Annotated in this window: 20 protein-coding genes; 13 read left to right on the top strand and 7 right to left on the bottom strand. The window is 70.8% G+C overall.

From position 1 onward, the window contains the following. Positions 1 to 61 precede the first annotated feature (61 nt). A complete protein-coding gene (locus ACIQID_RS12420; RefSeq protein ID WP_331201313.1) occupies positions 62 to 931 on the bottom strand; it encodes a sugar phosphate isomerase/epimerase family protein in 870 nt (289 codons plus the stop codon). A gap of 185 nt (positions 932 to 1,116) precedes the next feature. Between ACIQID_RS12420 and ACIQID_RS12415 the strand changes: the two genes are divergently transcribed. Then, on the top strand, positions 1,117 to 2,118 hold the full coding sequence (locus ACIQID_RS12415; protein ID WP_400285327.1) for a LacI family DNA-binding transcriptional regulator: 1,002 nt from the start codon (positions 1,117 to 1,119) through the stop codon (positions 2,116 to 2,118). Positions 2,119 to 2,127: 9 nt separating this feature from the next. Here the strand turns inward: ACIQID_RS12415 and ACIQID_RS12410 are convergent, their stop codons facing one another. From ACIQID_RS12410 to ACIQID_RS12400, 3 genes are read right to left on the bottom strand one after another with little or no spacing between them, the layout of a single operon-like run. After that, complete coding sequence (locus tag ACIQID_RS12410) at positions 2,128 to 2,547, bottom strand: RbsD/FucU family protein (RefSeq protein ID WP_025105374.1); 420 nt, start codon at positions 2,545 to 2,547, stop codon at positions 2,128 to 2,130. Positions 2,548 to 2,572: 25 nt separating this feature from the next. Then, on the bottom strand, positions 2,573 to 3,541 hold the full coding sequence (locus ACIQID_RS12405) for an aldo/keto reductase (RefSeq protein ID WP_400285323.1): 969 nt from the start codon (positions 3,539 to 3,541) through the stop codon (positions 2,573 to 2,575). Then, positions 3,528 to 4,823, bottom strand: coding sequence for an L-fuconate dehydratase (locus ACIQID_RS12400; protein ID WP_101848828.1), 1,296 nt, complete (start codon positions 4,821 to 4,823; stop codon positions 3,528 to 3,530). The genes ACIQID_RS12405 and ACIQID_RS12400 overlap by 14 nt, the downstream gene beginning before the upstream one ends. A gap of 123 nt (positions 4,824 to 4,946) precedes the next feature. Between ACIQID_RS12400 and ACIQID_RS12395 the strand changes: the two genes are divergently transcribed. Both ACIQID_RS12395 and ACIQID_RS12390 read left to right on the top strand, forming a co-directional pair. Then, positions 4,947 to 5,807, top strand: a complete 861-nt coding sequence (locus ACIQID_RS12395; protein WP_400285320.1) for a fumarylacetoacetate hydrolase family protein — start codon at positions 4,947 to 4,949, stop codon at positions 5,805 to 5,807. After that, on the top strand, positions 5,804 to 6,580 hold the full coding sequence (locus ACIQID_RS12390) for an SDR family NAD(P)-dependent oxidoreductase (RefSeq protein ID WP_400285317.1): 777 nt from the start codon (positions 5,804 to 5,806) through the stop codon (positions 6,578 to 6,580). The genes ACIQID_RS12395 and ACIQID_RS12390 overlap by 4 nt, the downstream gene beginning before the upstream one ends. Before the next feature lie 298 nt (positions 6,581 to 6,878). Here the strand turns inward: ACIQID_RS12390 and ACIQID_RS12385 are convergent, their stop codons facing one another. Further along, positions 6,879 to 7,778, bottom strand: coding sequence for an amidohydrolase family protein (locus ACIQID_RS12385; protein WP_400285314.1), 900 nt, complete (start codon positions 7,776 to 7,778; stop codon positions 6,879 to 6,881). A 47-nt stretch (positions 7,779 to 7,825) separates the two neighbouring features. On the opposite strand from ACIQID_RS12385, the gene ACIQID_RS12380 reads away from it, so the two are divergent. Further along, entirely contained in the window at positions 7,826 to 8,503 is a 678-nt protein-coding gene (locus ACIQID_RS12380) for a FadR/GntR family transcriptional regulator (protein ID WP_331201318.1), read from the top strand. A gap of 4 nt (positions 8,504 to 8,507) precedes the next feature. Here ACIQID_RS12380 and ACIQID_RS12375 read toward each other — a convergent pair whose 3' ends face one another. Then, a complete protein-coding gene (locus tag ACIQID_RS12375; protein ID WP_400285310.1) occupies positions 8,508 to 9,170 on the bottom strand; it encodes a transaldolase family protein in 663 nt (220 codons plus the stop codon). 118 nt (positions 9,171 to 9,288) lie between these two features. Between ACIQID_RS12375 and ACIQID_RS12370 the strand changes: the two genes are divergently transcribed. The 5 genes from ACIQID_RS12370 to ACIQID_RS12350 are packed head-to-tail and all read left to right on the top strand — an operon-like array spanning position 9,289 to position 13,138. Continuing rightward, entirely contained in the window at positions 9,289 to 10,251 is a 963-nt protein-coding gene (locus ACIQID_RS12370; RefSeq protein WP_400285307.1) for a ribokinase, read from the top strand. Positions 10,252 to 10,265: 14 nt separating this feature from the next. Continuing rightward, a complete protein-coding gene (gene rbsD / locus ACIQID_RS12365) occupies positions 10,266 to 10,670 on the top strand; it encodes a D-ribose pyranase (RefSeq protein ID WP_400285304.1) in 405 nt (134 codons plus the stop codon). Beyond that, positions 10,670 to 11,482: a GntR family transcriptional regulator gene (locus tag ACIQID_RS12360; RefSeq protein ID WP_025105364.1), complete on the top strand. Its 813-nt coding sequence runs from the start codon at positions 10,670 to 10,672 to the stop codon at positions 11,480 to 11,482. The genes rbsD and ACIQID_RS12360 overlap by 1 nt, the downstream gene beginning before the upstream one ends. Positions 11,483 to 11,542: 60 nt before the next feature. Next, a complete protein-coding gene (locus ACIQID_RS12355) occupies positions 11,543 to 12,601 on the top strand; it encodes a PLP-dependent cysteine synthase family protein (RefSeq protein WP_312674840.1) in 1,059 nt (352 codons plus the stop codon). Positions 12,602 to 12,622: 21 nt separating this feature from the next. Further along, entirely contained in the window at positions 12,623 to 13,138 is a 516-nt protein-coding gene (locus ACIQID_RS12350) for a glycine cleavage system protein R (protein ID WP_025105362.1), read from the top strand. Positions 13,139 to 13,207: 69 nt separating this feature from the next. Here the strand turns inward: ACIQID_RS12350 and ACIQID_RS12345 are convergent, their stop codons facing one another. Further along, on the bottom strand, positions 13,208 to 13,885 hold the full coding sequence (locus tag ACIQID_RS12345) for a FadR/GntR family transcriptional regulator (protein ID WP_060922368.1): 678 nt from the start codon (positions 13,883 to 13,885) through the stop codon (positions 13,208 to 13,210). 165 nt (positions 13,886 to 14,050) lie between these two features. Between ACIQID_RS12345 and ACIQID_RS12340 the strand changes: the two genes are divergently transcribed. The 4 genes from ACIQID_RS12340 to ACIQID_RS12325 all read left to right on the top strand — a co-directional run bounded on the left by ACIQID_RS12340 (position 14,051) and on the right by ACIQID_RS12325 (position 18,529). Beyond that, complete coding sequence (locus tag ACIQID_RS12340; protein WP_400285298.1) at positions 14,051 to 15,286, top strand: aminotransferase class V-fold PLP-dependent enzyme; 1,236 nt, start codon at positions 14,051 to 14,053, stop codon at positions 15,284 to 15,286. Positions 15,287 to 15,347: 61 nt separating this feature from the next. After that, complete coding sequence (locus tag ACIQID_RS12335; protein ID WP_400285295.1) at positions 15,348 to 16,661, top strand: ABC transporter substrate-binding protein; 1,314 nt, start codon at positions 15,348 to 15,350, stop codon at positions 16,659 to 16,661. Positions 16,662 to 16,664: 3 nt separating this feature from the next. Further along, positions 16,665 to 17,612 (top strand): carbohydrate ABC transporter permease, encoded by a 948-nt coding sequence (locus tag ACIQID_RS12330; protein ID WP_025105358.1) that lies wholly within the window; start codon positions 16,665 to 16,667, stop codon positions 17,610 to 17,612. Further along, entirely contained in the window at positions 17,609 to 18,529 is a 921-nt protein-coding gene (locus ACIQID_RS12325) for a carbohydrate ABC transporter permease (RefSeq protein WP_400285291.1), read from the top strand. The genes ACIQID_RS12330 and ACIQID_RS12325 overlap by 4 nt, the downstream gene beginning before the upstream one ends. Positions 18,530 to 18,655 lie beyond the last annotated feature (126 nt).

Here is an 18,655-nt window from a genome sequence, read left to right as displayed (position 1 = left end):
TAACGATCGGCGGCGAGGGAAGACCTGTAATAACATCTTGGTCTCGAACCGCCGCCCGGCGTCAATGGAGGCGGATCGAGTCGACGGCGACGAGCTTGTCGCGGATGTACGCGTTCGCGTGCGCACCCAGTTCGTCGTTGTCGGTCCAGAGGTTGCGCCAGATGCCGAGCATGCGGCTGAGGTCGGGCGCGACCACGGCCGAGGAGAACGACTCGAACACGATGGGGCCGTCGTAGCCGATGCGCCCGAGCGCCTTGAAGAACGTGTCGAAGTCGACCGTCCCGGTGCCGAGATAGCCGCGGTGGCTCTCGCCGATGTGCACGTACCGCAGGGCGGGAGCCGCATCGAGCACCGGCGCGAACATATCCGACTCCTCGATGTTCATGTGGTACGTGTCCAGGTGGATCCCGAGATTCGGGCGGTCGACCTCGCCGAGGTACGCCAGCGCCTGCCGGGCGGTGTTCAGCACGTTGGTCTCGTACCGGTTCACGACCTCGAGCGAGACCGAGACCCCGCGCGCGGCGGCATGGTCGGCGACCCGCGCGATGGTGCGACGACTCGATGCCAGACCCTCCGGCGTCACCGGATCCATGTACTTCTTCATGGCGCTGTAGATCACCCCGCAGAAGTGCGTACCGCCCAGCTCGGCGAGCACGTCGACCGCGCGGAGCAGGAGCGCCTCGCCCGCGGCGACCACGGCAGGGTCACCGCTCGTGATGTCGGTCTCGTCGGAGAGCCCGAGCGAGGCGCTGACCGCGAGTCCGTGCTCCGCGAGGGCGGCCTGGGCGGCGGCGACGTCGAACGAGAACGGGTCCATCAGGGGGAACTCGATGAGGTCGAAGCCCGCCTGCTTCGTCTTCTCCACCGCGAGCCGGATGCCGTCCGCGTCGAAGGTCCCCGTCCAGACGAGTCCGTGGCAGCCGATGTTCATGAGCGCTCCTCCGGCGGGTGTCCGGCACCGTCGCCGCGCGGACTTGGCACGTTACAAGTCCGGTGTGCGAGTCACGCTACGTCGCCATCCGCCGGGGTGTCAAGAACTTTCTTGGCACGTTACAAGTCCTCCGCTAGCCTGGGCCTCATCCGGCCGCGCCTGCGGTCCATCGCCGAAGGAGGCCCATGTCCGCGAGCGTGAAGGATGTCGCGGCTCTCGCGGGGGTCTCGGCATCGACCGTGTCCAACTACCTCAACCACCCGCACGTCCTCGGGGCCGCCAGCCGGGAGCGGGTGCGGGCGGCGATCGCCGAGCTCGGCTTCGTGCCGAACGAGTCGGCCCGCCAGCTCCGCGCGGGATCGAGCAAGGCCCTCGCCCTCATCCTCCTCGACGCCTGGCTGCCCTACTTCAACGACCTGTCCCGCGGCGTCGACGACGTGGCCCGTGAGGGCGGCTGGTCGCTCTTCTTCAGCGACAGCGCCCGCGATGCCGCTCGCGAAGAGCAGAACATCGACATGTTCGAGGCCCACCGGGTGCAGGGCATCGTGATCTACCCGCATGGAGACGTCGTGCCGCGGCTGGAACAGCTCGCGACCCGCGGGATCCGCGCGGTGGTCGTCGGCCCCATCCGCGATTCGCCCTCGGTCGCCGCGGTCACCTTCGACGACCGCGGCGGCGGGCGGCTGGCCGGCGAGCACCTGGTCTCCCTCGGCCGTCGCCGCATCCTGTTCCTCGGAGCCCCGACGGTGAGCCAGTCGAACGACCGCCTGGCGGGCCTGCAGGACGCCGTGGCGGGGACCAACGCCCGCGTCTCCGTCCTCGACGTCGAGCATCTCACGACGGAGGACGGCCTCCGTGCCGGGGCGCACCTGGCGGAGCTTCCCGCGGAGGAGCGCCCGGACGCGGTCTTCGCCGCGAACGACGGGGTGGCCCTCGGTGTGCTGACGCAGCTGCTCCGCCACGGCATCCGGGTGCCGGAGGAGATCGCCCTCGTCGGCTTCGACGACGTGGCCGCCGCGCATCAGGGCGTGGTGCCGCTGACGAGCGTCCGGCAGCCCGGCTACGAGATCGGTCGCGCCGCCGGGGCCGCGCTGCTGCAGCTCCTCGCCGATCCGACCGCCGCGCCTCCGGCGCCCACGCCGTTCCCCGCCGAGCTCATCGTGCGGGAGTCGACCATCGGGCGCTGAACCCCCGGGTCAGGCCGAGGGGTGGCCGACCACGCCCTTACGGAGGAGCGCGTTGCCGTACTTCCGCGTCTCTCCCGTGCGCACCATCAGATACGCCTCCTTCGCGACCTCGTAGTACGCGAAGCGCTCGACGAAGCGCGTGGTGTCGAGCTCCGTGCCCGCCGCGGCCATGAGCTCGCGCTGCACATCCAGCACCTCGCCGTCGGCCGAGGTCATCAGGTCGATGCCGGGCGCGTCGTCGAGCGGCAGCACGCTGCGGATGGCCGCGACGACCTCGGGCGTCGTGGTGCCGGGAAGATCGACCACGCGCGCCCCGAGGCCCCAGGCCGGGAAGTGCGCGTCGGCGACGACCACGGCATCGGAGTGCCCCATCCGGTCGAGATGCAGCAGCAGCTCCCCGGTCAGCAGCGGGTGGATTCCTTCGAGCACGGCGGCTCCTCTCGGTGGGCGGAGGTCAGGAGGCGGGGATGAGGCCCTCGGCCGCGAGGTTCTCCCACAGGGCCGACGGGATCTCCAGGGCAGCGTACTCGGCGTTCTGCCGGAGCTGCGCGGGTCGACTGCCGCCGACCACCACGGAGCGCACGACGTCGGCCTGCAGCGGGAACCGGATCGCGGCGGCCGGCAGAGGCACATCGTGATCGGCGCACACCGCGGCGATGCGCACGAGCCGATCCCACAGCTCGTCGGGGAGCTGCCCGTACTCGTAGCGGCCGTCCCGTCGCGGCTCGTTCGAGGCGAGGAGTCCGGAGTTGAACACCGACGCCGCGACGATCCCCGTCCCGGTCTCCCGGCACGCGGGCAGCACGTCGACGGCGGCGGGCTGCTCCAGCAGCGTGTACCGGCCCGCCACCATCACGAGGTCGAGGTCGGCGGAGCGAACCGACGCCGCGAGAGCCTCCGAGACCATCGAGCCGATGCCGATCGCGGTCACCTCACCGTCCGCGCGCAGCTGCTCCAGGGCGGGAAGGGCCTCGGCGAGCGCGAGGTCGAGGTCGTGCCGCTCCGGGTCGTGCAGATAGAGGAGGTCGATGCGCTCGATGCCCAGGCGCTCGCGGGACTCCTCCAGGCTCGTCCGGATGCCGTCCGCCGAGAAGTCCCACACGCGCTGGAGCTCGTCCGGCACGTGGAAGTCGTTCGCGGTGTCGAGGCCGCCGGCGTGGTCGGGGTTCGGGCGCAGCAGCCGGCCGACCTTGGTCGAGAGCACATACTCGTCCCGCGGCTTGGTCCGCAGAAAGGCACCGAGTCGGCGCTCGGAGAGTCCGAGGCCGTAGTGCGGAGCGGTGTCGTAGAACCGGATGCCGCTCTCCCACGCCGCATCCAGCACGGCCCACGCGTCGTCGTCGGACAGTTCGCGGAACAGGTTGCCGACGTTCGCGGCACCGTAGCCGAGGGTCGGGACGGTCAGGCGGTCAGGCGTGGACATGCGCACCCGTCCAGGTGTACTCCGCGATGCTGTCGGCCTTCATCTCCATGCCCGTACCCGGCGCGGTCGGGGCCATGTAGGAGCCGCCCTGGATGTCGGTCGGCACGACGAAGTGCTCGTGCAGGTGGTCGACGAACTCGATCAGGCGGCCCTCGCGGGTCCCGGAGACGGCGACGAAGTCGAACATCGACAGGTGCTGCACGGCTTCGCACAGCCCCACGCCGCCGGCGTGCGGGCACACCGGCACGTCGAACTTGGCCGCGAGCAGCAGGTTGGCGATGTTCTCGTTCACGCCCGCGACCCGCACAGCGTCGATCTGCATGACCGAGATCGCGTCAGCCTGCAGGAGCTGCTTGAAGATCATCCGGTTCTGCGCGTGCTCACCGGTGGCGACACGGATGGGCGCGACGCCGCGGGCGATCTCGGCGTGGCCGAGGATGTCGTCGGGGCTCGTGGGCTCCTCGATCCAGGCGGGGTGGAACTCGGCGAGCGCGTTCACCCATTCGATCGCCTCGGACACCTCCCAGCGCTGGTTGGCGTCGATCGCGATCGGGAAGTCCGGGCCGCACACCTCGCGCGCCTTCCGGAAGCGGCGGATGTCGTCGTCGAGGTCGGCACCCACCTTGAGCTTGATCTGCGTGAAGCCGTCGGCCATCGCCTCGCGGGCGAGGCGCTCGAGCTTCTCGTCCGAGTAGCCGAGCCAGCCGGGGCTGGTCGTGTAGCCCGGGTAGCCGGTGGCGAGGAGCTGCTGCTCGCGCTCGGCCCGGCCGGGCTCCGCCGCGCGCAGGATCTCCAGCGCCTCCTCGCGGGTGAGGGCGTTGGTGAGGTAGCGGAAGTCGACGAGGTCGACGAGCTCCTCCGGGGTCATCCGGGCGAGCAGCTGCCAGAGCGGCAGGCCCGCGCGCTTGGCCTTGATGTCCCACAGCGCGTTGACGACCGCGCCGATGGCCATGTGCATGACACCCTTCTCCGGTCCCAGCCAGCGGAGCTGCGAGTCGCCGATGATCTCGCGGAAGGTGCCGCCCATGTCGTCGAGCAGCGGCTCGATCTCACGCCCGACCAGGTGTCCGGCGAGCGCGTCGATGGCGGCGACCTGCACGTCGTTGCCGCGGCCGATCGTGAAGACGAAGGCGTGCCCCTCGATGCCGTCGCCGGCGTCCGTGCGGACGATGACGTACGCGGCGGAGTAGTCGGGGTCCGGGTTCATCGCGTCGGAGCCGTCCAGGCTCAGCGACGTGGGGAAGCGGATGTCGGTGGTGTCGAGGGCGACGATACGGCTCACGGGGTTCCTCTCCATGCGCGGGTCGTTCTTCCGCGCGGATCTCTTGGAGTGTAAACATCCGATGTCTATACTGTCAACGAGACCGGCCGCTGAGCAGCGGCCTCCCGAACGATCAGGAGAATCATGAAGTTCGCGCGGCTCGGCACCCCGGGGGCGGAGATCCCCGTCCTCCTGGAGGGTGACCGCTACCTCGACCTCCGCCCGGTGACATCCGATGTCAACGGCGACTTTCTTGCGGGAGACTTCGTCGCCCGCGTCGCCGCCGCCCGCGACGCCGGGGAGCTCTCCGAGCTGCCGGACGCCGCGACGATGCGCATCGGCGCCCCGATCGCCCGCCCGAGTGCGGTGATCTGCATCGGGATGAACTACGCCGCCCACGCCGCGGAGTCGGGGTCGGAGCCGCCGACCATCCCCATCATCTTCCTCAAGACGCCCAACACGGTGGTCGGCCCGAACGACGCCGTGACCATCCCGCGCGGGAGCGAGAAGACCGACTGGGAGGTCGAGCTCGGCATCGTCATCGGCACCCGCACCGCGTACCTCGACTCCCCGGAGGAGTCGATGGCGCACGTCGCCGGCTTCGTCGCCGCGAACGACGTGTCGGAGCGCGACTTCCAGATGGCGGTCTCCGGCGGGCAGTGGTCGAAGGGCAAGATCGCCTTCGGCTTCAACCCCACGGGTCCGTGGCTGGTCACGCCGGACGAGGTCGACCACCAGGCGCTCGGCCTCCGCAGCCTCGTGAACGGCGAACCGCGACAGGACTCGAACACGAGCGACATGATCTTCACGGTCGAGCAGATCGTGCACCACCTGTCGCAGTACGTGACGCTCGAGCCCGGTGACCTGATCCTCACCGGCACCCCGCAGGGCGTGGCTCTGTCGGGCAAGTACCCCTACCTGGCGGCGGGCGACGTGGTCGAGATCGAGATCGACGGCCTCGGCCGTCAGCGCCAGGACTTCATCGCATGGGAGGCAGAGAAGTGACCCTTCGACAGGCTCAGGGACCCGACGCCGGCACGGAAGGCCTCGTGGCCATCGTCACCGGTGGCGCCTCCGGCATCGGCGCGGCGATCGCCGACCGTCTGCACGCGGACGGCGTCACCGTCGCGGTCCTCGACCGCGACACCACCCACGCCGACGAGCGCTTCGCCGCGTTCACCGCCGACGTCTCCGACCGCGCGAGCGTGGAGGCCGCCGTCGCCGCCGTGGCAGAGCGCTTCGGCCGCATCGACATCGTCGTCAACAACGCCGGCATCGGCGCACAGGGCGACATCGCCGCGAACGACGACGACGAGTGGGCGCGCGTCCTCTCCATCAACGTCACCGGCATCGCGCGGGTGACGTCGGCGGCACTGCCCTGGCTGCGGAAGTCCCCGGCCGCCGCGGTGTGCAACACGGCCTCGATCGCCTCGACCACCGGGCTCCCGCAGCGCGCCCTGTACTCCGCGTCGAAGGGCGCCGTGTCGGCGCTGACCCGCGCGATGGCCGCCGACCACCTGCGCGAGGGCATCCGCGTCAATGCGGTCAACCCCGGCACCGCAGACACGCCGTGGGTCGGACGACTGCTCGACTCCGCGGCCGACCCCGCCGCCGAGCGCGCCGCGTTGGAGGCACGACAGCCCCACGGACGCCTGGTGAGCCCGGACGAGGTCGCCGCCGCGGTGGCCTACCTCGTGAGTCCCGCCGCGGGCTCCACCACGGGCACCTTCATCGAGGTCGACGGCGGGATGGCGCAGCTCCGCCTCCGCCCCGAGTGACCCGATCTTCCCGACGGCCCGGTGTCTCCCCGCGAGACCCCGGGCCGTCCCCGTCCCCGGGCCCTCCCGCCCTGCAGGCCCCCTTCTGATCCCGCACACCGCCTCGCCACGCGGGCGGGATCAGAATCGCTCCTCGATGCGGCTGCCGCGGACCGTTTGCCATCCCGCACGCCACAAGACGCCCCGGAGGGACGACCGTGAGCGGCACGGCACCCCCCGTCCCGGGATCAGAAACGGGCCTGGAAGGGGCTCCGGAGGTGGCATATTGCACCCGCCCCGCGAAAGGGGGGCGGGGGGGTTAGAGGGAGTAGACGGAGGTGGCGGTGGAGTGGAAGAGGGCGTCGTGATCGATGCCGCGGGAGGAGGCCCACGTCGCCACGGCGTCGGCCCAACGGCTGCGGGCGGACGGCTGATACACCGGCGCACCGTCGACGGGAGCGTGCGGATCGTCATGCTCCGCGGGGCCGACCGCCGACACGGGCCAGTCGCTCCCCCACATCAGGCGCTCGGGACCGAAGACGTCGGCCGCGGTGTCGAGGAAGGGTTCGAGCTGCGCGAGGCTCCAGTCCCCTCCGGCCTCCGCGGGGAGTCCGGACACCTTGCAGAACACCCCGGGGTGTCGCGCCAGCTCGGCGAGGTCGCGCTCCCACTCCACGGAGGGCGTGCGCGGAGCAGAAGCCGTCCCGACCTCCGGCTTGCCCAGGTGGTCGAGCACGATCCGCAGCTCGGGGATCGCGCCGGACAGTCGTGCGACGTCGGGAAGCTGCGCCGCCCGCACGCACGCGTCGAAGGTCCACCCGTGCGCCGCGACCTCCCGGGCTCCGGAGATGAAGGCCGACGAGAGCATCACGCCGTCCGGCTCCCCCTGCAGCAGATGACGCACCCCGACGACCAGGGGTTCCGCGGTGAGGCTCTCCAGGTGCACCGTGGTGTCGGTGCCGCGATCCAGACGGACGCCGGCGACGATGCCGACCACCCCGAGCCGCTCCGCCTGCCCGGCCACCCACCGCACCTCCGCGAGGAAGTCGTCCTCGGCGGTCTCGGCCTGCACGAACACGGCCCGCTCGGCCGTGGCCCGCTCCGCCCGCGCACGCTCGAGCTCGACGGCGCCGAAGCGCCCCGCGAGCGGCCCCTCGAGCCACGTGTACTCGAGGACCTCCGGATCCCACAGGTGCAGGTGCGAGTCGAGGATGCGCATGTCCCCATCCTGCCGCAGACATCGGATGTTGTGCGAGGATGAGCGCCATGGCAGTGACGGACGAGGCGATCGAGAAGATCAAGGCGATGATCGTGTCGGGCGAACTGGCCCCCGGCGATCGCCTCCCCCCGGAGAAGGAGCTGTCCGAGCGGCTGGGCCTCTCCCGCAACTCGATGCGCGAGGCGGTCAAGGCGCTGGAGGTCATCCGTGTCCTCGACGTGCGGCGCGGCGACGGCACCTATGTCACAAGCCTGGAGCCGCACCTGCTGCTGGAGGCGATCGCGTTCGTCGTGGACATGCACGACGACGACTCGATGCTGGAGATGTTCGCCGTCCGCCGGATGCTCGAATCGCAGGCCACCGGGCTCGCGGCCACCCTCGGCACGGACGAGGCGATCGCGACCCTGCAGGAAGAGGTGGAGGCCGTCGACGCGTCCGTCGGGATCGAGGAGCTCGTCGACCACGACATCCGCTTCCACCGCGAGATCGTGGGCATGGCGGGCAACGCCTACCTCGCGAGCCTCATCGAGCACCTGAGCAGCCAGACGGTCCGGGCGCGCGTGTGGCGGGGTCTCACGGAGGGCGGCGCCGTGGAGCGCACCCTGTCGGAGCACCGCGCCATCGCCGATGCCATCGCGCAGCGCGACTCGGCACTGGCGACCTCCCTCGCGACGGCCCACATCGCGGGTGTCGAGCGGTGGCTGCGGCAGGCCGCGTCGGCCTGAGCCGTCAGGCCCCGAGGCGCTGCATCGCGGCGTCGAACTCCGCCGCCGAGCTGTCGCTCACCTCGTGGAACAGCATCTCGTCGAGCACGTCGGGCGCGGCGGTGAAGTACGGAACGCCGGCCGCGCGCAGCCCCGTGATGTCGTCGGCCGAGCGCAGGGAGGCGGCGAGGACGTTGGCGTCGCTGCCCGCGCACATCTCCTGCATCCGGGCGATGAGCGCGTCGCCGTCCATGCCCGCGTCGCGCATGCGCCCGAGGTAGGGCGCGATGTACTGGGCCCCGATCGAGGCGCATGCGAGCGCCTGCGCGACGGAGTACACCGCGGTGACGAGGACCGTGGCCCCGTCCCGGACGAGGGCCGAGGCCGCCGCGAAACCGGCTGCGGTGGCGGGCACCTTGACCGCCACCCGGTCGCCGAGCGCACGGATGCCCTCCGCGTTCCGCAGGAAGGAGTCCGTGTCGCCACCCCACGTCTGGAAGAACACCTCCCGAGCCCCCTCGTCCACCCAGCGGGCATAGAGGTCGGGGATCTCCGCGGCCGTCCGCCCGCCGCGCTCGAGGATCGTGGGGTTCGTCGTGACGCCGTGCACGACACCGGCGGAGAGCAGCCGCGAGACGCGGTCGGTGTCGGCGCTGTCGACGTACAGGCGGGGCGCGATCGCGGTCATCGGGGTCTCCTCGCGGACAACCTGTCGTTACAGGTGGGGCTTCGGCTAATGTAATGACAGCTCCCGAACCTTGTCAAAGACCGGGAGCCCCGCGCTGTCGAGGAGGATCAGGAGCGAGATGACACCCGCACACCCCGGCGACCGCTCCGGCGTCGTCATCGTCGGCAGCGTGACGGCCGACGTCACGACCTTCTCCCAGCGGCTTCCCGCCCGCGGCGAGACCATCCTCGGCGACGAGTTCACGCTGATGCTCGGCGGCAAGGGCGCGAACCAGGCCGTCGCGGCCGGGCGCTCCGGAGCCCGCACGAGCTTCGTCGGCTGCGTCGGCGACGACCTGTTCCACGACCTCGTGGTGGACGGGCTCACCGCGGCCGGCGTCGACCTCGCGCACCTGCGCACCGTGCCGGGCCCGACCGGCATCGCGCACATCCGTGTCGACGCCTCCGCGCAGAACGACATCGTCATGGTGCCGCTCGCCAACGCCGCCCTCAGCACGGCGCAGATCGACGAGGCCCTCGCGGCTCTCGCCCCGACGACCTCCGTCCTGCTCACCCAGCTCGAGACCCCGTCCGCCCTGACCGCGCACATCACCGCGCGCGGTCGCGCGCACGGGATGACCGTGATCCTCGACCCGGCACCGGCGGCAGAGCTGGCACCGGAGATCTGGCGCAGCATCGACATCGTCACCCCGAACGAGACCGAGGCGTCGCTCATCAGCGGCATCGAGGTGACCGACGCCGCCTCCGCCGAGCGCGCCGGGCACTGGTTCCTCGAGCAGGGCGTGGGCGCCGCGGTCATCACCCTGGCCGGGCAGGGGTCGTGCGTCGTCACCGCCGAGGGCGCCACCGTCGTCCCGCCGTTCCCCGTGGAGGCCGTCGACACCACCGCCGCGGGCGACGCCTACGCCGGCTACCTCGGTGCCGCGCTCGCGAGCGGAGCGGCCCTCACCGATGCGGTGCGGCTGGCGACCGCCGCGGGCGCCCTCACCGTCACGAAGCAGGGGGCCTCACCGAGCCTCCCCCACCGCGCCGACGTCGAGGCCTTCCTCGCCGCGCGCACCGCGGCCCCCGTCGCGAACTGAACCAGGAGCACACGATGCGCAAGACCTCGACCACGATCAACCCGGCGCTCTCCCGCGTCATCAGCGAGACCGGGCACACCGATCTGATCGTCGTGACCGACGCCGGGCTGCCGATCCCGCCGGGCTCCGAGCGCATCGACCTCGCCTACCGTCCCGGCGCCCCCGCCTTCCTCGACGTGCTCGACACGGTGCTCGCGGAGCTCGTGGTCGAGGGGGCGACGATGTCGGCCGAGGTCGCCGAGAAGAGCCCGGAGGTGCTCGACGCCCTGCGCGAGCGCTTCGCCGATGCGGGGTTCGAGATCGAGCTCGTCCCGCACGTCGAGTTCAAGCAGCGCACGCACGCCGCCCGCGCCTTCGTGCGCTCCGGGGAGTTCACCCCGTACGCGAACGTGATCCTGCACGCGGGGGTGGCGTACTGATGTCGCTCATCGAGGATGCGATCGACCGCCACAGCGCGGCGCCCATGTACGACCAGCTCCGGCAGCTCATCATCGACGGCATCGCGCGCGACGGTCTGCAGCCGGGGGATCCCCTCCCCGGCGAGCACCGGCTGTGCGAGCGCTACGGCATCTCCCGCACGGTGGTGCGCCAGGCGCTCGCCCAGCTCGAGCACGAGGGACTCGTCGAGCGCGTGAAGGGCAAGGGCACCTTCGTCTCCCGCCCGCGCACGAGCGAGAGTCTCGTGCACACGCTCGTCGGGCTGTACGACGACGTCGAGCGGCGCGGCGGCCACGTGCACAGCGACGTCCTCCGGCACGAGCAGACCGTCGCCGACGAGGAGGTCGCCCTGGCCTTGGAGGTGCCGGTCGGATCGCCGGTGATCGTGCTGGAGCGGCTGCGGCATGTCGACGGCGAGCCCTGGTCGCTCTCGACCACGTGGATGCCGGAGGCGGTGGGAGCGGTGACGCTCGGCGCCGACCTCACCGAGGCGTCGCTGTACCGGCTGCTCGCCGACCACGGCATCATCGCCACGCACGGCGTCCGCTCCGCTGAGGCGACGGTCGCCACGCACGAGCAGGCCCAGCACCTCGGCGTGAGTGCCGGTTCCGCCCTCCTCCGCCTGCGCAGCATCAGCCGCAGCGAGGACGGGCTGCCGATCGAGTACTTCATCGCGTATCACCGTGGCGACCGCTCGCGCTTCGAGTTCCAACTCCAGCAGGAGCAGTCGCAGGCGTCGCTGATGCACGTCGACGGATCGGGCGGCGCCTCGCCCGCGGGCACGGTGGGCTGAGCCGGGGCGGCTGTTCTCCCATACCGGGATGACGGCGCCGGCCCCGGTACGCTCGAGGGCATGAGCGACTGGACCAGCACCGCGATCGCCCTGCTGGAAGCCGATGCCAACCGCAGCGCCGACACGCACCTGCACCTGTTCCCGCTGCCGCCGGAGTGGGGCATCGACCTGTACCTCAAGGACGAGTCGGTGCACCCGACCGGCTCGCTCAAGCACCGCCTCGCGCGCTCGCTCCTCCTCTACGGACTCGTCAACGGGCGCATCCACGAGGACACGACCCTCGTGGAGTCGTCGAGCGGGTCGACCGCGGTGTCGGAGGCCTACTTCGCCCGGATGCTGGGGCTGAAGTTCATCACCGTCGTGCCCCGGTCGACGGTGCAGGAGAAGATCGACCTCATCGAGTTCTACGGCGGCACCTGCCACTTCGTGGACCGCGCGGAGGACATGTCCCCTGAGGCGCAGCGCCTGGCGGCGGACTGCACCGGGCACTACCTCGACCAGTTCACCTACGCGGAGCGTGCGACCGACTGGCGCGGCAACAACAACATCGCCGACAGCGTGTTCGGCCAGCTCGCCCAGGAGCGGCATCCGATCCCCCGCTGGATCGTCACGGGCGCCGGCACCGGTGGCACCAGCGCCACGTTCGGCCGCTACGTGAAGTACCGCCGCCATGACACCCGGATCGCCGTCGTCGATCCCGAGGGCTCGGCCTTCTACGACGGCTGGGCGGGCACGGTCGACCCGCCGGCCGGGCGGCCGAGCCGCATCGAGGGCATCGGGCGTCCGCGGGTGGAGGCTTCCTTCGTGCCGTCCGTGATCGACGAGATGATCCAGGTGCCGGACGCGGGCTCCATCGCCGCGATCCGCCTCCTCCGCGAGCGCACTCTGCACTGGGCGGGCGGCTCCACCGGCACGAACCTCTACGGCGCGTTCCAGCTCATCGCCCGGATGCGTGCCGCGGGCGAGACCGGCAGCGTCGTGACCCTGATCTGCGACAGCGGTGTGCGGTACGCCGGCACCTACTACTCGGACGACTGGGTGGCACAGCAGGGGTGGGACCTCGCGCCGCACCGTGCGCGGCTGGAGCGGTTCCTGGAGACCGGGGTCTGGGCGGAGTGATCCCCGGGTTACGCTGACCCCATGACCACACTCATCCTCACCGTCGCGGGTGCCGATCGTCCGGGCCTCGTGGCCGCCGTCGCCGATGTCGTCGATGCCCACGGCGGCAACTGGGAGAACAGCTCCCTCGCCGAGCTCGCCGGCACGTTCGCGGGTGTCATCGAGGTGTCCGTGCCGACGGAGCGCACCGGGGAGCTCGAGACCGCACTCCGGGGGATCCAGGGCCAGGGGCTGCTCACGCTCTCGGTGCTCACCGGCACGCCAGGGCCGTCCGAGGACGAGGAGCAGCTGCTCGTGATGCAGGTGCTCGGCAACGACCGCCCCGGGATCGTGCGCGAGGTGTCGGCGGTGCTGAACGCGCACGCCCTGAGCATCGAGGAGCTCACGACCGAGACCCGGGAGGCCGCGATGGCCGGCGGGCGGCTGTTCGAGGCCTCGGTGATCGCGAAGGTCCCGCCGACGGTCGATCTCGACGCCCTGCGTGCCGACCTCGAGCGCCTCGCGTCGGAGATCCAGGTCGACATCACCCTCGGCTGACCTCGTTCGAATCGCCTGAATGGCTCCATTCGGCCGCCGGATGGGACCAATCGGGCGATTCGAGCGGAGTCAGAGGCCGGAGTACCGCCGCACCCAGTACTCCGTGTAGGCGACGTGGGCGGACGCGGCGGCCGAGGCCGCGACGGGATCCGCGGCGGCGAGGCCGCGCAGGATCGCGCGGTGGCCGGCGTCGGAGTGGATCTTGAGCTCCGCGGCGTCCTCCGGGTCGGAGATCCGGTACGCACGGGAGCGGGAACGCAGCACGTCGATCAGGCTGGTCAGGGCCTCGTTGCCCGCGACCGACGAGATGGCCATGTGGAACTCGTGGTCGAGGCGGGACTGCGCCTCGAAGTCCGTCGTCGACTCGATCTCGGTGAGCACCTCGTCGAGCGCGGCCACCGTGTCGTCGTCGATACGGGCTGCGGCGAGCGCCGCCGCATGGGGCTCGAGCACCCGTCGGAGCTCGGTCAGCTCCAGCACCCCGGCCATCGGCAGCAGCCCGACCGTGAGGGACAGGCTGCCGATGAGGTCGGCGGCGCGGAGCTCGCTGACGTAGCTGCCGGAACCATGCCGCGTCTCCAGCACGCCCAGTGCGGCGAGGGTGCGGATGGCTTCGCGGAGCGATCCCCGCGAGACGCCGAGCCGTTCGCACAGCTCCCCCTCGCTCGGCAGCCGGTCGCCGGGGCGCAGAGCACCGTCGGCGATGAGAGCCCGCAGCCCGTGCAGCGCCGTGTCGAGTGCGCTCATCGTCATCCTCTCTGCCACTCCCCACCCCTCGTGAAGTCTGTCGGACACACCGGTCGCCGCAAACTCGTATGACAACTATGTTTCATCTTCTCGGTTTCGTAGCCAAAAGCGAAGGCGTATGGCAAAGTTGTGCAACAACTCGCCCCCACTCATCGATGAGGTCCGATGCCCGCTCCGCAGTTCCCCGCTCCGCTCACGCTGAACTCCGGCCTGCGGGCGCGCGACGCCTGGCCGCTCGACCCGACCGTGATCCACCTCAACCACGGGTCGTTCGGGGCGGTGCCGTCGGTGGTGGTCGCCCACCAGGACGCGCTGCGCCGCCGCGCCGACCTGAGCCCCGTCGAATGGTTCCCGCGGATCGCGGAGCGGGTGCAGGACGCCAGGCAGCGGACGGCCCCGTTCGTCGGAGCGCGCGCGGAGGACAGCGTGTTCGTGCCCAACGCCTCCGCCGCGGCCACCGTCGTCTACAACGCCCTCCAGCTCGACAGCGGCGACGAGATCCTCGTGACCGACCAGGGCTACGGCGCCATCACCATGGGCGCCGAGCGCCTCGCCCGACGCTTCGGCGCCGCCGTCCGCACGGTCGCGCTTCCCCTGCTCGCGGATGACGACGAGATCGTGCAGCTCTTCGCCGACGCCCTCACCCCGCGCACCCGGCTGCTCGTCGTCGACCAGATCACCTCGCCCACCGCCCGCCTGCTGCCCACCCGCCGCCTCGCCGACCTCGCGGCCGAGCGCGGCGTGCGCACCCTCGTCGACGGCGCCCACGCTCCCGGTCTCATCCCGGACGCGGCGGCCGTCGCCGGCGGCGACTGGTGGTTCGGCAACCTGCACAAGTGGCCCTGCGCCCCGCGCGGCTCCGCCCTCCTCGTCACCACCGCCTCCGACCGCGACGAGCTCTGGCCGCTGATCGACTCCTGGGCCGCGCGCGAGCCGTACCCCGAGCGCTTCGACACCCAGGGCACGATCGATGCGACGACCTACCTCGCCACCCCCACCGCGATCGAGTTCATCGAGGCCGAGTTCGGATGGGCGGCCGCCCGCGACGCCATGGCCGCACGGGCCGACGCCGGCGCCGAGCTCATCGCCGAAGCCCTCCGCCCCTTCAGCGACGAGGACCCGTTGACCCCCCTCCCCTCCCCGGTGCCGTCCATGCGGCTCATCCGGCTGCCGCTCGGCCTCGGCGCCACCCGCGAGGAGGCCGACGCGCTGCGCATGGACCTCCTCGACGAGGTCGGCGTGGAGACCGCGTTCACCAGCTTCCGCGGCGTCGGCTACTTCCGCCTCTCCGCGCACCTGTACACGGAGGCGTCCGACATCGAGGCGTTCGTCGAGCGCTGCGTCCCTGCGATCCTGCGCCGCGCCGGCATCCGCCCCGCGGACGCCCTCATCCTCCCCTGACCCGCATCACCTCCCGCACGACCCACCCGAACACCCACCCACCCCCACCGAGAGGCACATCGTGAAGAACAAGATCTTGACGACCGCAGCCGGAGTCGGCACCGTCGCCGTCCTCGCACTCACCGGCTGCTCCGGAGGCTCCGGCTCGTCCGGCGGCGACGGCAGCGTCACCCTCCAGATGGTCGAGAGCCTGACGAACCCGGCGCGCACCGAGCTGCTCCGCGGACTCCTCGACGAGTTCGAGAAGGACAACCCCGACATCACTGTCAACCTGGTCTCCCCGCCCACCGAGCAGGCCGACCAGAAGATCCAGCAGATGCTGCAGTCCGGCAAGGGCGTCGACGTGCTCGAGGTGCGCGACATCACCGTCGGGCCGTTCGCGAACAACGGCTGGCTCTACGACCTCGGTCCGGATCTGAAGAAGTGGGACGGCTGGGACGCCCTGACCGAGAACGCGCAGTCGGCCTCGGTCGCGGAGGACGGCAAGAGCTACTTCGTCCCCTACGGCTTCTACGGGCTGTCGCTCTTCTACCGCACCGACCTCGTGGAGGACGCCGGCTTCGACGGCCCGCCGCACAGCTGGAAGGACCTGTTGGAGCAGGCGTCGGCGATCCAGGACCCGTCGAACAACATCTACGGCTACGCGTTCCGCGGCGGTCAGAACGCGAACAGCAACGTCGTCGCGGCGATCGAGGCCTACACGATCGACGGCCTCGACACGGAGGACGCGTTCCTCATGGAGGACGGCTCGACGATCTTCGCCGCCCCCGAGGCGCAGGAGGCGGTCGACGACTACTTCGACCTGTTCAAGGAGGCCTCGCCGCCCTCGGCCGTCTCCTGGGGCTACCCCGAGATGGTCGCCGGATTCACGAACGGCACCACGGCCTTCCTCCTGCAGGACCCGGAGGTCATCGCGACGGTGCAGGACTCCTCGCTGGCCGAGGACCAGTGGGACACCGCACCGCTGCTCGTCGGCCCGTCCGGCAAGGCCGCGCAGCCCCTCGCCGTCGCCGGCTGGGGTGTCGCGGAGAACAGCGAGCACAAGGAGGCCGCGGTGAAGCTCGTCGAGTTCCTGTCGTCCGCCGAGCCCGCCACCGAGTTCGCGCAGGCGAACAGCCTCGTCCCGATCATCGCGGCCGCCGCGGACGACGAGTTCTACTCCACCGGCCCCTGGACCAGCTACGTCACCATGACCGAAGACCCGGAGACCTACGTCAACGTGCGTCAGCCGCGCGGGGTGAGCTGGTGGACCGAGTGGATCCAGAAGTCCGACCAGGACGTGCAGAGCGTGCTGCTCGGCAACATGTCCACGAAGGACCTCCTCGCCTCGTGGGACGCGTTCTGGACCGAGAAGTACGCCGCGGAGAAGGGTTGATCCGTGGCCCGCACCATCCGTGAAGGGGGCTCCGTCGGCACCGCCGGCGGGGCCTCCCCGGCATCGCGTCGACGCCCGTTCCGGGGTCGCACCGCGCTCACGCTGCTGGCCTTCCTCGCGCCGGCGATCGTCTTCGTCTGCTGGTTCACCTACTGGCCGATGCTGCAGGGCGCCCGCATGGCCTTCCACGACTGGAACCTGTGGGACCTGACGTCGACGCCGTTCGTGGGTTTCGACAACTTCCTCGCCGTCTTCCGGGATCCCGCCTTCCCGACCGTGGCCTGGAACTCGGTGCTCTGGGTGGTCGGCTCGCTCGTGCCGCAGCTCGTGATCGGGTTCCTCATCGCCCTCGCCCTGCGCAAGCGGTTCCGCTTCCGCGGGCTCTACCAGGCGCTGGTGTTCTTCCCGTGGGCGGTGTCCGGCTTCCTCATCGGCATGCTGTTCCGCTGGATGTTCAACGCCGAGTTCGGCGTCGTCAACGACCTGCTCATGAAGGCCGGTCTGATCGACGCCCCGCTGCCGTGGCTGGCCGACCCGAAGCTCGCGATGTTCGCCGTGATCGTCGCGAACATCTGGTACGGCGTGACGTTCTTCGCGATCATGATCCTCGCGGCTCTCCAGTCGGTGCCGGACGAGATGCTGGAGGCGGCGAGCCTCGACGGCGCCGGCAAGGTGCGGCAGCTGTTCTCGATCATCATCCCGTACATCTCGATGACGCTGCTGCTGACGATCCTGCTGCGCGTGATCTGGATCTTCAACTTCCCCGACATCATCTACGCGATGACGAACGGCGGACCGGCCAACCAGACCCACATCATCACGACGTGGATGATCAACTACACGCAGCAGGGCAACTACGGCATCGCGAGCGCCATCGGGCTCATCGTCGTGGCGTTCCTCATGGTGTTCTGCGCGTTCTACCTGATGGCGATGCGGAGAGTGCAGCGATGACCATCACCTCATCCGTCCGGACCGGCTCCTCGGTCACGGAGACCCGTCGCATCACGGTGCCCGACCCGAAGGCCGCCCCGCGTCCCAAGCCCCGCCTCACGGTGGGCGGCGTGGTGCGTGTCGTCGGCCTGGGGCTGTGGCTGCTGATCACCCTGTTCCCGCTGTACTGGATCACGCTCACCGCGTTCAAGTCGCCGGGGACCATCAACCGCTTCCCGATCGAGTACTGGCCGAGCGAGCCCTCGCTGGACAACTTCACGAGCCTGTTCGAGAAGAGCTCCTTCGGGACGTTCCTGGCGAACTCGGCCATCGTGGCGGTGTCGGCAGGCGCCGTGGCGACGCTCATCGCCCTGCTCAGCGCCTACGTGCTGGCGCGGTTCGAGTTCCGCGGCAAGGGGGCGGTGCTCATCGCGTTCCTGTTGACGCAGATGATCCCGGCGTTCATCGCCCTCGGACCGCTGTACTCGATGATGACCGACCTCGGCCTCGTCGACACCAAGCCGGGGCTCATCCTCGTCTACATCGCGATCTGCATCCCGTTCTCCACGGTCATGCTGCGGGGCTTCTTCGAGAACGTCCCCGACGCGCTGGAGGAGGCGGCGATGATCGACGGCTGCTCGCGTCTCGGCGCCCTGTTCCGGGTGCTCGTGCCGGTGATGACCCCCGGCATCATCGCGGCGTTCATCTTCAACTTCGTGAACTGCTGGAACGAGCTGTTCCTGTCGGTCGTGCTGATGAACACCGATGCGAACCGCACCGTGCCCTCGGCGTTGAACGGCTTCATCTCCACGTTCAACATCGACTGGGGCTCCATGAGCGCCGCGGCCCTGCTGACGATCCTCCCGACGATGGTGATGTTCGCCCTCGCCAGCCGCTGGATCGTCCAGGGCCTCACGGCCGGGGCCGTCAAGGAGTAACCCGCCCGAGTAGCGGGGGGGGGGGGGGGGGCGGGCGGGGGGGGGGGCGGGGGGCGGGGGGGGGGGGGGGCGTCGCGGCGCCGGGCGGGGGGGTGGCGGCCGGCGGCCGCGGGCGGGGGGGCGGGG

The organism is Microbacterium sp. NPDC091676, from assembly GCF_044756645.1.
GTDB classification, from domain to species: domain Bacteria; phylum Actinomycetota; class Actinomycetes; order Actinomycetales; family Microbacteriaceae; genus Microbacterium; species Microbacterium paraoxydans_D.
The sequence above is the reverse complement of the archived record's forward strand: the minus strand, read 5'-3'. Positions and strand labels throughout refer to the sequence as shown.